Here is a 13,139-nt window from a genome sequence, read left to right as displayed (position 1 = left end):
ATGGCAACGGGCGATGCTCTTTCCACCCACGTCTTCGGCGTGCAGCTCGGTGGCTACCTGGTCGAGTCGATCCAGGAGATCAGCGGACTGACCGTCGAGGAGGAGGTCGTCGAGGTCAAGCAGGTCAGCGACCAGGGCAAGCAGATCATCCGCAAGCAGCCCGGCGCGCGCCAGGCCGGTGAGATCACGATCACCCGGGGACTCGACCAGAGCAGCGAGTTCACCAAGTGGATCAAGGAGACGCTGAACAACGGCGCCGTCAACACCGCGCGGCAGAACCTGACCATCGAGATCAAGGACACCGAGGGCAATACGGTCCGCCGTATCCAGCTGATGCAGGGCTGGGCCTCCAAGTGGGAGGGCCCCTCGCTGAAGGCGGGCGAGTCGTCGCCGGCCACCGAGTCCGTCACGATCACGTTCGAGGAGATCGTCGTCGAATGAGGCGCCGTACGGTGACGGCGGGCAACCTGGACGAGATCCTCCAGGCCACGGCGCCCGCCTCGGCGTCGGAGCAGGCGGCGGCCACCCCGGCCGCCGCCCCGCCGCGCCGCGAGGACCACGGGCTGCGCACGGAGTTCGAGTTCGAACTTCCGCGCGGGTACGTCGACGACGAGGGCACGGTGCACCGGCACGGCTCGATGCGCCTGGCCACCGCCCGCGACGAACTGCGGCCCCAGATCGACCTGCGGGTCAAGGAGAACCCGGCGTACCTGAGCGTGGTGCTGCTGAGCCAGGTGATCACCCGGCTCGGCAACATCACCGATGTGCATGCCGGGGTCGTGGAGCGGATGTACGCCACCGACGTGGCGTTCCTCCAGGACTTCTACCGCCGCGTCAACAGCGAGGGCCACACCCGCGCGGCGGTCACCTGCCCGCACTGCGAGGGCGGCTTCGAGGTCGACCTCTCGGGTGGGCGCCTGGGGGAATCGTGACGTACGCCCTTCCCCGGCTCCGGGAGGAGATCGCGTACATCGCCTATCACTTCCACTGGCAACGCGAGGAGATCCTCGACCTGACCCACGGCGAACGCCAGCAGTGGGTGGCCGAGATCGCCCGTATCAACACCCGCATGAACGAAGGCGGTTGAGCACATGGCATGGCGGGACAGGCTGCGTCGCCGGGCCGCCGGAGCGGACGGCTCCGGCGCCGGGCAGAGCGGCCTGTCCGGCTCCGGCGATTCGTCCGGGTCTGTCCCAGGTGCGTCGGGTGACGGCGGGGGCACGTCCGGTGCCGGTGCCTCCGGCTCCTCCGTGCCCGGCGACTGGGACGGCGGCTGGCGCCGCACCGCCCCGCCGCCGCTCACCGTCGCCCGTGCCTCGCTCGGCGTGAGCGACGGCCTCACCTTCCGCGCGGGCCTGGCCTCCTGGCAGAACCCCTCCTTCGACAACGGCCTCGGCCACGCCCTGCTGCCGACGGCTCCGACCGGCGTGGTCAGCGGGGTCACCCGCCAGGCCGCTCCCCAGCCCACGCGCGCCGGCGGGGGACCGCTGCTGCTTCGGGCGGTGCGGCCGGAGGGGGCGGATGCGGGGGACTTGGGCGGCGGGGGCCAGGGTTCGGGTTCGTCCGGTTCTGGTTCTTCCGGTACGACGTCCCGCTCGGCGCCCTCCGGGGCTGGGCCGGTGGTTCAGCGTTCCGCCGACAACAGCGGTGCGGGGCAGGGACGTTCGGCCGACGCTCCGCGCACCCGTGGCATCACGTCCGCGGATTCTCCCGCCGTACTCTCCTCGCCGGCTCCCGCTGTCCAACGGGCTGCGGAGCCGGGAGCTCCCGCCGTCGTGACGCCTGCCGACACCGGCCGGTCGGCCGGCGCTCCGGAGATTCCGCTGGTACGACGGGTCGCGGTGGTCCCGGGTGCGACGGCCGGCGTGCCCGGGCCGGACTCCGGGAGCGCGTCCCGGTCGCCGGGAGGTTCGGGGGGTCGTACGACTTCCGGACCGGCTGTCCAGCGCGCGGCGACGGAGTCACGGCCGTCCGACGTGGCCGTCCAGCCCCGCCCGGTGGGGCCCCGGCTGACCGTCGCCCGGCGCCAGGCCGGACCCGTGCGCCGCGTCCCCGCCCTGCGACCGGCCGCGCCCGACCCGCGCCCAGCCCCTGACGCGTCCGCGGCTCCCTCCGCACCGGCGGCCGGGACGACGGCGCCCGTACAGCGTGCCGCCACACGCACGGGCAGCCGCGCTCCTCTTGGCGCCCCGCTGAGCGAAATGCCGTCCACGGCAACACCGTTGGCGGAGGGTAGGCCGGCCCCGCACCCCGCGTCAGGCACCGGATCCGCGCCCGGTCCGGCGCTTCCCGTCGTGCAGCGCCAGACGGAAGGCGGCGGTGCGTCGGACGGTGGCGTGCAGGGCGCGGCTCAGCAGAGCCCGGCCCCGCGCCGGACGTCCGACGCGGGACGGTCCGGGGCACGCGCGCGTGGCGGCCTGGGCGCCCCGCTGCCCGCGCTGCCGCCGAGCGCCGCCGTGCCGGGTTCCACCTCGTCCGGCGCGCACGCTTCCCGCGGCCCGGACGTCCAGCGCGCTGCGGGCCGCCAGGACGGCCGCGGTTCCGCGACAGGGCCGGGCCGTGACCGTACGTCGGCCGAGACCGCACCGCCCGCGTCCGGCCCGGACGTCCAGCGGGCTCCGTCCCGCCAGGACGGCCGCGCTTCCGCCACCGCGCCGGGGCGCGACCGTACGCCACCCGCGTCCGGCCCGGACATCCAGCGTGCTCCGTCCCGCCAGGACGGCCCCGGCTCAGCAACCGTGCCGGGCCGTGACGGTACGCCCGCCGAGGCCGCACCGCCCGCGGGCGGGGGTAGCGGAACGGACGCGCCGCTGCTGGGGTCGGTCGACGTCCAGCGCCGCGTCACGAACCCCTCCGCCACGGGGGACACCACGTCATCCGGCCACCCCACGGCCCACGGCACCGGACCCGCAACGCCCCTGGTGACGCCGCCCCAGGCCACCGCACCGGAAGGCCCCGCGGGCGCGGCAACCCCGACAACTCCCGCAGCCCCGGCCGGGAACGCCCCACGCCCCGGCGCGCAACGGCCCTCAACTCCCGGCGCTCCGGGCCCGGTCGTGGTGGCGCGCGCCCTCGCCGAAGGCACTCCGGGCGCCGACCGGCCCGCTGCCCCGGCGGCACCCGGCGGCCACGGCGCCACCGGGACCGGTTCCGCATCACCCTCCGTCCAGGCGGCACCCGGCGGCCACGGCGCCACCGGGACCCTCGGCGCAGCCGACCCGCGCGCCCTCGCTGAAGGCACTCCGCGCGCCGACCGGCCCGCTGCCCCGGCGGCATCCCGCGGCCACGGCGCCGCCGGGGCCGGTTCCGCATCACCTTCCGTCCAGGCGGCACCCGGCGGCCACGGCGCCACCGGGACCCTTGGCGCAGCCGACCCGCGCGCCCTCCCCGTGACCGGTTCCGCAGCATCCTCCGTCCAGGCGGCCCCCAGCACCCACGGCACCCCGGGCCCGGTCGTGGCGGCTCGAGCCCTGGCCGAAGGCGCTTCGGATGCCCGGACTCCGGGCGCCGACCGGCCCACTGCTCCGGCGGCGCCCCGCGCCGGGGCCCCTGGCGCGGCCGACTCACGTTCTCTCCCCGGGGCCGGTTCCGCAGCACCCTCCGTCCCCGCGGCCCCCAGCATCCACGGTGCCCCGGGCCCGGTTGTGGTGGCGCGCGCCCTCGCCGAAGGCGCCCCGGCCGCCGACCGGCCCACTGCCCCGGCGGCCCCCCGCGCCGCCCGGACCCCCGGCGCAGCCAACGCACGCCCCCTCCCCGTGACCGGCTCCCCGGCCCCCCGCACCCTCCAGCTGCTGCCCGCGCGCCCGCTCACCCTGAGCACCCGGGCCCCGAAAGGTGCGGCACAGCCCACCGCCACCCGCCCCGGCAACCGTCCCGTCGTGCCGATGCGCCGGCCGGGCGACCCGGCTGCCCCCCAGAGCCAGGGCGGCACCGGGACCCCCGCACACCCGACGCCGGGCCCGTCCTCGGCGACCCCGGCGACGCCTCACGTGCAGCGGTCCGCGACGCCGGGCCCCGCCCCGCAGAACTCGGGCGCGCGAACGACCGGTTCCTCCACCGCGGACCAGCGCGTCCCCGTCGTACAACTTGCGCCGCCCCACCGCGAGACGCACGGGGCACCCGCCGCTGTACCTGCGCGGTCCCTGCCCATCACCGCCCCGCAGACGCCGCCACTCGCGGACCGCCCGGCGGCCACGTCGGCACCGGGATCGGCGGGGAACGTACCCGTGGTCCGGCCCCGGACCTCCGCACCCGGCGGCGGGACCCGCGGCGCCGCACCCCCCGTCCAGCGCGCCTACAGCGCGGACGACTCCGCACTTCCGGGGAGTATGGACAAGACGCGACCCGCGCGCCCTCGGCAGCCGGCCTCCGCAGCCGGTGATCTCGCCGAACCGGCCAAGCCCCAGACGGGGAACGGCCGTTCCGCCTCCGCCAAGCGCACGGCCCAGCGTGCGGAGCCACCGCAGGACCCCGGCATGGACCTGGACGAGCTGGCGCGTCGCCTGATCGACCCGGTGGCCCGGCTGCTGCGTACCGAGCTGCGGCGTGGACGGGAACGTACAGGCCGCCCCTACGACGGACGCCGCTGAGGCCCGGCACGGAACGGATGACGGACGGATGACGGACCAATGACGGACAACATCTTCGCTACGAGCGTGTTCTTCAAGCTCGTGATCGGCGGCAACGACCTCGGCGCGTTCCACACGTGCTCCGGCATGGGCGCCGAGTTCGAGATCGAGACCTATGCCGAGGGCGGCAACAACGGCTTCACGCACAACCTGCCCGGGCGGGTGACCTGGTCGAACATCACGTTCACCCGGCCGGTCACCAAGGACACGGTGAAGATCGCCCGCTGGTTCGACGAGACGCTGAAGCGGGTGGAGCCCAAGGACGGCGAGATCGTGGCGCTGAAACCGGACCTCACCCGGATCATCAGCTGGCAGGTGTTCGGGATCGTGCCGGTGCGCTGGCAGGGCCCGTCCTTCGACCCCAGCAACTCGGAGGCGGCGGTGGAGACGCTGGAGATCGCCCACGAGGGGCTGAGCCCTTCCTGAGCCGCCCTCATGACCCGGCCTCATGACCCGCCCGCCGCCCGATTGATCGTCCCGGAAAGGAAGTCCCGGCATGCCCAGAACGTCCCGCACCAGTCGGGCCAGGGCTCAGCTGACCCTGAAGGAGCCCCCTGCCTCGGTCGGCGCGAAGCCCGGCGGGACGCTCGCGCGGCTCAACCTCCAGTTCAACCCCTCCACCCTGGAGCTGAGCAAGACCACCGAGTGGCGGCGCACCCCGTCCCGTATGGCGGCGGAGTCGGCGCTGCCCGAGTTCGTCGGCAGCGGCCCGCGCACGCTGAGCCTCGAGGTGTTCCTGGACGCCACCGCCAAGCACGACAACTCGGTGGAGCAGGCGGTGGAGAAGCTGATGAAGGCCTGCGTGCCGACCAAGGCCAGCCTGGGCCGCAAGAAGCCGGCCAGCCCGTGGGTGCGGTTCGAGTGGGGCACGGCGCGGACGACGTCGTTCGACGGGGTGCTCACCAGTCTGTCCGTGTCGTACACGCTGTTCGACGTGGACGGCAAGCCGCTACGAGCCACCTGCCAGCTGTCGATCGAGGAGGCGAGCGTCGGCCCCGCGGGCCAGAACCCCACGTCCGGCGCGCGCACCGCCCGCTCCACGCACACCGTCGTGGCGGGCGACAGCCTGGCGCTGCTGGCCTGGCAGGAATACGGCGACGCGACGGCCTGGCGGGCCATCGCGGAGGCGAACGACATCGACGACCCGATGACGCTCATGCCCGGCACCGAACTCGTGGTGCCGGCACTGAGCGACGCGGGCGCTGAGGAGGAACAGTGACAGGCGGGGCACGGGACGGCAGGTCCTTCGCGGCGGACCCCATCGTGGAGGCGCCGAGTGAACTTCCGCCGGTCTGGGCCGCCCAGCTGGTGAGCTGTGTGGTCGACGAGAACGTGGGCCTGCCGGACGCGGCGGTGCTCACCTTCCGCGATCCCGACCACGAGTTCCTGAAGAAGACCGGCATCACCATCGGCACCCCGCTCAAGGTCTCCGTGATGACCGTGACCGGGCAGGCCAAGGAGCGGCTGTTCAACGGCGAGGTGACCGCCCTGGAGGTGGACCGGGACCGCACGGGCTCGTTCACGGTGGTGCGTGCGTATTCGAAGGCGCACCGGCTGCAGCGGGGCCGGAAGGTGGTGGCGTACCGGAACATGACCGCGGAGGCCATCGTCGGCAAGGTGGCCGCCGGGGCCGGGCTGGCCGTCGGCACCGTGCAGGCCGCGCCGGTCAAATATAAACAGCTCTCCCAGGCGAACGTGTCCGACTGGGACTTCCTGCAGTTCCTGGCCGCCGAGAGCGGCGCGCAGGTGAGCGTCGACGACAAGGGGCTGCTGCAGTTCACCAAGCCGACGAAGGCGTCCGGCGCGCCCGCGCCGTCGACCTCGGCCGCCAAGAACCCGATGGTGCTGGAGTACGGCCGCAACCTGCTGGCGCTACGGGCCTCCCTGTCGGCCGCCGACGGCGCGCAGCAGGTGGAGGTGCGCGGCTGGAACGTCACCACGAAGAAGCCGCTGGTGGCCCCTGCGCCGTCGGTGAACAGTGAAACGGTGGTGCCGGGCCTGAGCCCGGCGCTCGCCGCCCGGTTCGGCAAGTCGTCGAAGCTGACCGTCACCGACACCCCGTACCGGACCCAGGCCGAAGTGAAGGCGGTCGCGGACGCGGTGGCCGACCAGGTCAGTGCGGGCTTCGGGGAGTTGGAGGCGGTGGTCGAGGGCAACCCCCTCCTGCGGGCGGGCAAGCCTGTGACGCTCGGCAACGTGGGACAGTACTTCTCCGGCAAGTACACGGCGACCGCGGTGCAGCACATCCTCGAACCGGACGGCGGATACCGGACGACGGTGTGGGTCAGCGCCAGCCCCGACCGCTCCCTCACCGGCCTGGTGACCGGCGCCAACGCACCGGCCCGTGGCCCGCGCATGCCGGGCCTGGCGATCGGCGTGGTGACGGACGTCCGCGAGCCGGGCGGCGGCCTCCTCGGCGGGAGCGGCGGGGTGAAGCTGAAGTTCCCCTGGTTGGACGACACGTACACCACCGACTGGGTGCGCACCGTGCAGTGGGGCGGCAAGGGCGGCGGAGGCGTCTTCAGTCCCGAGGTCAACGACGAGGTCCTGGTCGGCTTCGAACAGGGCCTGCTGGACAGCCCGTACGTCATCGGCGGGCTCTACAACGGCGTCGACAAGCCCTCGCCCCACAAGGACCCGCTGATCGACACGACCACCGGCAAGGTCAACCGCCGCTCCATCGTGTCGCGTTCGGGGCACCGGCTGGAGCTGCTGGACGCGAGGGCGCCGGGCCAGTCCGGGCTCAGGCTCGCCTCCGCCGACGAGCGCCTCGAGATCAAGGTCGACCAGCGGAAGGGATCGATCGAGCTGACGGTGTACGCCAGCAGGGGCGGCGTCCGCCCCCTCACCTCCGTCGTGCTGGACAAGAAGGGCATCACCCTGGACGCCATGCGGGGCAACGTGAGCGTGTCCGGCCGGAACGTGGACATCCAGGGCCGGGTCGGGGTGACGATCGGCGGCCGCAAGGTGGACGTCAACGGCACGAGCGTGAACGTCACCGGCCGCACGGGGGTCACCGTCGACGGCGGCCTGCTCGGCGTCCTCAAGGCCAAGCTCATCCGGATCAACTGACTCCCGACCTTCACCTTCCCAAGGAGGACCGCATGCCACCCGCAGCCCGTACCGGTGACCCCACCAACCACGGCGGGGCGCTCGCCCTGCCGACCGGCCCCGCCGCTCAGGCGGTGCTGCGCGTGCTGATCGGCGGCAAACCCGCCGCCGTCGCCACCAGCCCCGTCGGCGGCGTGGGCAGCCTGGTCACCTGCCCGATACCACCGCACGCCGCCCTGGGACCGGCCAACCTGATCAAGCCCGACCCGAGCGCCCTCGCCAAGGGCCAGGTCCTCATCGGCGGCCTCCCGGCCGCCCGCATGCGCGACCAGACCACCTGCGGCGCAATGATCATGATGGGCGCCCCGAACGTCCTGATCGGGGGCGTGTGATGAGCGCCGCCCCGACTCTGCCCGGCACCGTGAACGTGATGATCGGGGGCCTGTGATGAGCGGCGCCCCGACTCTGGCCAGCACCTTGAACGTCCTCATCGGTGGGTGTGGTGAGCGGCGCTCCGATCCTGCCCGGCAGCGCGAGCGTCGTGATCGGGCGCGTGTGATGAGCGAGCAGTTCAGTCGGCGTGGCTGTCTGCTCCGGCTGCGGGGCGGGCATTCCACGGGCGGCGCCGTGATTCTGTCCGGTGCCCCGGACGTCCCCACCGGAGGCGCGTCATGAGTGAGCGGTTCATCGGCCGTGGCTGGGGGTTTCCGTTGCGGGTCGGGGCGACCGGGGGGATCGGGATGGTCGAGCGGGAGCGGGAGATCGAGGAGGCGATCCGGCTGGTGCTCGGCACCGCGCCGGGTGAGCGCCCCATGCGCCCCGAGTTCGGCTGCGGCATCCACGACTACGTCTTCGCCCCGGGCGACGGCGCCACCGCCGGACGTATCGCGCAGCAGGTGCGCGAGGCCCTGGAGCGGTGGGAGCCGCGCATCGCGGTGGAGGACGTGATCGTCGCCTTCGACGCCGTCGAGGACGGCACCCTCTACATCGACGTGCACTACACCCTGCGCTCCACCAACGACCGGCGCAACCTGGTCTTTCCCTTCTACACGATCCCCTCCGAGGAGGGGGCCGAGGAATTGGTCGCGGACTGATGGCCCTGCCCTCCCCCAACCTGGACGACCGACGGTTCCAGCAACTCGTCGACGAGGCGAAGCGGTATGTGCAGCAGCGCACGCCGGAGTGGACCGACCACAACGTCTCCGACCCGGGCGTCACCCTGATCGAGACGTTCGCCTACATGGTGGACCAGCTGCTGTACCGGCTGAACCGCGTCCCGGACAAGAACTACACCGCGTTCCTGGACCTGTTGGGCATCAGCCTGTTCCCGCCCGCCGCCGCCTCGGCCGACGTCGACTTCTGGCTGTCGGCGCCGCAGCCCGACACCGTCGCGCTGCCCGCCGGCACCGAGGTGACCACCGCCGGCGGCGAGAGCGACGAGCCCGTGGTGTTCGCGACCACGGACGAACTGCGCGTCGTGCCCAGCGAGTTGACCCGCCTGGTGACCGCGCCCAGGACCGGTGAGCAGACCGACATGACCGGCACGCTCGCCGAGGGCCATGACATCCCCTGCTTCCAGGCCGCACCGGAGCCGGGCGACGCGCTGCTGTTCGGCCTGCCGACGGCGGTGCCGCGCTGCATCGTCGCGGTGCGCCTGGACAGCCGCGTGGAGGGCGTCGGCGTGGACCCGCGCCAGCCCCCGCTGGTGTGGGAGGCGTGGGACGGCAGCGGCTGGCAGCTGTGCGAGACCAGCACGGACACCACCGGCGGTCTGAACCGGCCCGGCGAGGTCATCGTGCACGTACCGGCCGGGCACACCGCGTCGGTGATCGGCGGCACCCGGGCCGGCTGGCTGCGCTGCCGCGTCACCGAGGCGGAGCCGGGCCAGCCGTTCTACTCGGAGTCCCCGACCGTGCGCGAGGCGGAGGTGTTCACCGTCGGCGGCACCATGTCCGTGGAGCACGCCGAGACCGTCACCGACGTACCCCTCGGCACCTCGGAGGGCGTCGCCGGGCAGACGTTCCGGCTCGGCCGCCCGCCGGTCCTCCTCGACGGCGAGCCCCCGGTGGTGGAGGTGTCCTCGGCCGACGGCTGGCAACGCTGGGACGTGGTCGACCACTTCGGCCGCTCCGGCCCCGCCGACCGGCACGTCCGCGTGGACGCCACCAACGGCGAGTTCGCCTTCCCGCCGGTGCTGCGCGAACCGGACGGCACGCTGCGCCAGTGCGGCGCCGTACCGCCCAAGGGCGCCCAGATACGCGTCGCCCGCTACCGCACCGGCGGCGGCCCCGCGGGCAACGTCGCCCGCGGCGCGATCTCCGTGCTACTCAGCTCCGTTCCGTACATCGCCCAGGTCACCAACCGGGAGGCGGCACGCGGCGGCGTCGCCGGCGAGACGGTGGAGAACGCCAAGCTGCGGGCGCCGGACGTGCTGCGCATGCAGGAACGCGCGGTGACCGCCGAGGACTACGAGATCATCAGCCGCCAGGCCGCGCCCTCGGTACGCCGGGTCCGCTGTGTGCCCGCGGCCGAGGAACCGGGCGCGGTACGGGTCCTCGTCGTCCCGGACGCCGTGGCCGACGAGGGCGACGACCGCCTCCGCTTCGAGCAACTGATCCCCTCCGACCAGGTGCTTGAGGCCATCACCGCGAGCCTCGACGAACGCCGCCTCATCGGCACCCGCCTCGTCGTCGAGCCGCCGGTCTACCAGGGCGTCACCGTGGTCGCCCGGCTCGCGACGGCCGCCGCCGACACCGACCGCGTCCGCGACGCCGCCCTCGACGCCCTGTTCCGCCACCTCAACCCGCTGAGCGGCGGCCCGGACGGCACCGGCTGGCCCTTCGGCCGGCCCGTCCAGTACGGCGAGATCTTCGGCATCCTCCAACGCGCCACCGGCAACGCCCTCGTCGAGGAGATCCTCCTGTTCCCCGCCGACCCCATCACCGGCCGCCGCGGCGCCCCGGCGGACCGCATCGACGTGGCCGCGGGCGCGCTCGTCTTCTCCTACCAGCACCAGGTGGTCGTGACGGCGATGGACGGGGAGGGGCGGGGATGAGCGGGGTCGTCGTGGCCGATACCGCCGTAGCGCCGGAGGTACGGGGATGAGCCGCCGCGCCGCCGTACCCGGCCTGCCGAGCCGCTTCCCCATCGGTGAGCAACTGCCCGCGCTGTACGCCGACGACGACTTCGCGCAGCGTTTCACCGCCGGCCTCGACACCGTCCTCGCCCCGGTGTTCGCGACCCTCGACAACCTCACCTCCTACCTCGACCCCCGGGTCACGCCCGTCGACTTCCTGGCCTGGCTGGCGTCGTGGGTGGGCGCCGCCGACGACCCCCAGTGGCCCGTGGAGCTGCGCCGCGAGGCGGTCGTCCGCGCGGTGGAGCTGCACCGTTGGCGCGGCACCAGACGCGGTCTGGCCGAGGCCCTGCAGCTCGCGCTCGGCGTGCACAGCGACGTGACCGGCGACGGCGGTTCCTGGTGGTCGAACACCGCCGGCACCGACCTGCCGCCCCCGCCCGCCGCCGAGATCCTGGTCCGCGTCTGGCCGGTCCGCGAGGCGCGGGTGGATCCGGCCAGGGTCCGCGAGATCGTCCGGGCCATGTGCCCGGTGCACACGGCATTCCGGGTGGAGGTCCTCCCCGGCCCGCCCGCCGACGAAGGGAGGTGACGCCATGCGCGCATGTCCCGCGTGCGGGGCGTCCAACGGCTCGACGGACGACTTCTGCGGCAACTGCGGCACGTACTTGGGCTGGTCGGAACCGGCTGCTCCGACCCCGAGCACCCCCACACCGACGCCACCGGAGCCCACGGCACAGCCGACGCCGACGCCGACCGCACCCCCGGAACCCCCGGCACCCGCGCCCGCGGCAACCCCGGAGCCTCCGACACCCGCGCCCGCGGCAACCCCGGCGGACGAGCCCGAGTCCGCCGCACCTTCCCGCCCCTCGTCGTTCCGCGCCCGGCTGACCGGCCGCGGCCGCGGCGAGCCGAGGCGGCCGAGCACGACGCGGCCCGCGGCCACCGGCTCCGGCACGCCCCCCGCTGCCGACCCCGGCCGGGACGGGCCCGCCAACTCCCCAGCTCAGTCACGGGCGGACGAGGTCCACACCGGTTCCGCCGCCCCGGCCCCCGCCGCCGGCCCCGGCTCCGGCACGCCCCCCACCGGCGGCACCGGCCGGGACGAGCCCGCCAACTCCCCGGCTCAGTCAGGATCGGACGAGGTCCGCACCGCTTCCCCCGCCCCCGCCACCGGCCCCGGCGCCGCCCCAGCCCCCGCCACCGGCCCCGGCCAGGACGAGCCCGCCAACTCCCCAGCTCAGCCCGGGCCGGACGAAGTCCGCACCGGTTCCGCCGCCCCGGCACCGGGCTCGCCCACGAGCGGGACGACCGCTGCCCCCAGCGCCGAGCCGCCGGCTGAACCGACCGACAGCCCCACCGCCGAACCGACCGGCGCCGACGAGCCCCGCCGCCCCGACAACGCTCCCCCCACCCCGCCTGCCACACCCCCGACGCCCACCACGCCCCCCACACCCCCAAGGCCAACGGCGGCCCGCGCACCCTCACCCCCCACCACCCCACCCGTTCCTCCAACAGCACCCGTTCCCCCAACAGCCCCGGCGCCCCCCGCCCAGAGCATCCCCCGCCCCCGTACCCCCGCCGCCTCCGAGTCGTCGGACCCGGACGCCATCGTGCCCGTGCGCCCCGCGAAGCCGGTGGCCGCGCGTCCTGTCGTACGGCCCGTGGCCGTGCCGGACGAAGGGGCGGGAGTGCCCTGTCCGGCGTGTGGGACACCGAATCTGCCGGAGCGCCGGTTCTGCCGGCGCTGTGCGGCCGAGTTGAGGCCCACGGCGAAGCCCGCGCCGCTGCCGTGGTGGCGGACGGTGTGGCCGTTCAGGCGCCGGGTGCGGGCGAGTTCGGGCGGGCTGACGCGGTTCCTGGTGATCCTGCTCGTCGTGCTGGCGCTGTGCGCGGGCGGCTTCCTGCTGATGCCGGCCGGCCGCGCCCTGATCGAGGACACCCGGGACAAGCTGGGCAAGGCCAAGCCCGTGACGCCGGCGAGCACCGAGGCGAGCGCGTCGGTGCCGGGGCACCCGGCGAAGAACACGACGGACGGGCTGAGCAACCGCTACTGGGGCGCGCCCGCGACGGGTGCCTCGGTGACGTACACCTTCCGCAAGCCGTTCCGGCTGGTCGACGTGATCATCACCAACGGCGCGTCCAAGGAGCCGGAGAAGTACGCCCTCCAGGCGCGCGCGCTTCAGGTGGACCTGGAGGTGACGGCGGAAGACGGCACCACGCACAAGAAGGAACTCACCCTCAGCGACAAGCCGGGCGACCAGACGATCGGCACCGGCTACAGCGATGTGCGGAAGGTACGGCTGGTGCTGCGGTCCGCCGTCGGACTCGCCCAGGGCCGTCATCTGGCCCTGGCGGAGGTGGAGTTCTTCCAGCGAAGCTGA

Annotated in this window: 12 protein-coding genes; all 12 read left to right on the top strand. The window is 74.2% G+C overall.

From position 1 onward, the window contains the following. The 12 genes from OG828_RS24100 (at position 1) to OG828_RS24045 (ending at position 13,139) form a co-directional block, all read left to right on the top strand. Positions 1-441, top strand: coding sequence for a phage tail protein (locus OG828_RS24100; RefSeq protein WP_210573033.1), 441 nt, complete (start codon positions 1-3; stop codon positions 439-441). Beyond that, positions 438-932, top strand: a complete 495-nt coding sequence (locus OG828_RS24095; protein ID WP_328360497.1) for a hypothetical protein — start codon at positions 438-440, stop codon at positions 930-932. The genes OG828_RS24100 and OG828_RS24095 overlap by 4 nt, the downstream gene beginning before the upstream one ends. Beyond that, positions 929-1,087 (top strand): DUF6760 family protein, encoded by a 159-nt coding sequence (locus tag OG828_RS24090; RefSeq protein WP_163014002.1) that lies wholly within the window; start codon positions 929-931, stop codon positions 1,085-1,087. Before OG828_RS24095 ends, OG828_RS24090 begins: the two co-directional genes overlap by 4 nt. Positions 1,088-1,091: 4 nt before the next feature. After that, the gene (locus tag OG828_RS24085; protein ID WP_328502299.1) at positions 1,092-4,589 is read left to right on the top strand and encodes a hypothetical protein; all 3,498 of its coding nucleotides are present in this window, start codon (positions 1,092-1,094) and stop codon (positions 4,587-4,589) included. Between the two features lie 39 nt (positions 4,590-4,628). Next, a complete protein-coding gene (locus OG828_RS24080) occupies positions 4,629-5,054 on the top strand; it encodes a phage tail protein (protein WP_328502298.1) in 426 nt (141 codons plus the stop codon). Between the two features lie 70 nt (positions 5,055-5,124). Beyond that, positions 5,125-5,847: a CIS tube protein gene (locus tag OG828_RS24075; protein ID WP_328360485.1), complete on the top strand. Its 723-nt coding sequence runs from the start codon at positions 5,125-5,127 to the stop codon at positions 5,845-5,847. Further along, positions 5,844-7,700: a VgrG-related protein gene (locus tag OG828_RS24070; protein WP_328360483.1), complete on the top strand. Its 1,857-nt coding sequence runs from the start codon at positions 5,844-5,846 to the stop codon at positions 7,698-7,700. Before OG828_RS24075 ends, OG828_RS24070 begins: the two co-directional genes overlap by 4 nt. Positions 7,701-7,732: 32 nt before the next feature. After that, positions 7,733-8,071, top strand: a complete 339-nt coding sequence (locus OG828_RS24065) for a PAAR domain-containing protein (RefSeq protein WP_210573020.1) — start codon at positions 7,733-7,735, stop codon at positions 8,069-8,071. A gap of 279 nt (positions 8,072-8,350) precedes the next feature. Further along, positions 8,351-8,773, top strand: a complete 423-nt coding sequence (locus OG828_RS24060) for a GPW/gp25 family protein (RefSeq protein WP_328360476.1) — start codon at positions 8,351-8,353, stop codon at positions 8,771-8,773. Continuing rightward, positions 8,773-10,734 carry a putative baseplate assembly protein gene (locus OG828_RS24055; RefSeq protein ID WP_328502297.1) on the top strand — a complete coding sequence of 654 codons (1,962 nt, stop codon included), beginning with the start codon at positions 8,773-8,775 and terminating at the stop codon, positions 10,732-10,734. The genes OG828_RS24060 and OG828_RS24055 overlap by 1 nt, the downstream gene beginning before the upstream one ends. A 46-nt stretch (positions 10,735-10,780) precedes the next feature. After that, positions 10,781-11,347: a phage tail protein gene (locus OG828_RS24050; protein ID WP_328502296.1), complete on the top strand. Its 567-nt coding sequence runs from the start codon at positions 10,781-10,783 to the stop codon at positions 11,345-11,347. Positions 11,348-11,351: 4 nt separating this feature from the next. Then, positions 11,352-13,139 (top strand): zinc ribbon domain-containing protein, encoded by a 1,788-nt coding sequence (locus OG828_RS24045; RefSeq protein ID WP_328502295.1) that lies wholly within the window; start codon positions 11,352-11,354, stop codon positions 13,137-13,139.

This window comes from Streptomyces sp. NBC_00457 (assembly GCF_036014015.1).
Lineage (GTDB): Bacteria > Actinomycetota > Actinomycetes > Streptomycetales > Streptomycetaceae > Streptomyces.
This window is presented reverse-complemented; position numbering and strand designations above follow the sequence as displayed.

What these genes read in the sequence shown, in the direction of transcription:
- OG828_RS24100 (WP_210573033.1), top strand. Translation starts at nt 1, where the DNA reads ATGGCAACGGGCGATGCTCTTTCCACCCACGTCTTCGGCGTGCAGCTC.
- OG828_RS24095 (WP_328360497.1), top strand. Translation starts at nt 438, where the DNA reads ATGAGGCGCCGTACGGTGACGGCGGGCAACCTGGACGAGATCCTCCAG.
- OG828_RS24085 (WP_328502299.1), top strand. Translation starts at nt 1,092, where the DNA reads ATGGCATGGCGGGACAGGCTGCGTCGCCGGGCCGCCGGAGCGGACGGC.
- OG828_RS24080 (WP_328502298.1), top strand. Translation starts at nt 4,629, where the DNA reads ATGACGGACAACATCTTCGCTACGAGCGTGTTCTTCAAGCTCGTGATC.
- OG828_RS24075 (WP_328360485.1), top strand. Translation starts at nt 5,125, where the DNA reads ATGCCCAGAACGTCCCGCACCAGTCGGGCCAGGGCTCAGCTGACCCTG.
- OG828_RS24065 (WP_210573020.1), top strand. Translation starts at nt 7,733, where the DNA reads ATGCCACCCGCAGCCCGTACCGGTGACCCCACCAACCACGGCGGGGCG.
- OG828_RS24060 (WP_328360476.1), top strand. Translation starts at nt 8,351, where the DNA reads ATGAGTGAGCGGTTCATCGGCCGTGGCTGGGGGTTTCCGTTGCGGGTC.
- OG828_RS24055 (WP_328502297.1), top strand. Translation starts at nt 8,773, where the DNA reads ATGGCCCTGCCCTCCCCCAACCTGGACGACCGACGGTTCCAGCAACTC.
- OG828_RS24050 (WP_328502296.1), top strand. Translation starts at nt 10,781, where the DNA reads ATGAGCCGCCGCGCCGCCGTACCCGGCCTGCCGAGCCGCTTCCCCATC.
- OG828_RS24045 (WP_328502295.1), top strand. Translation starts at nt 11,352, where the DNA reads ATGCGCGCATGTCCCGCGTGCGGGGCGTCCAACGGCTCGACGGACGAC.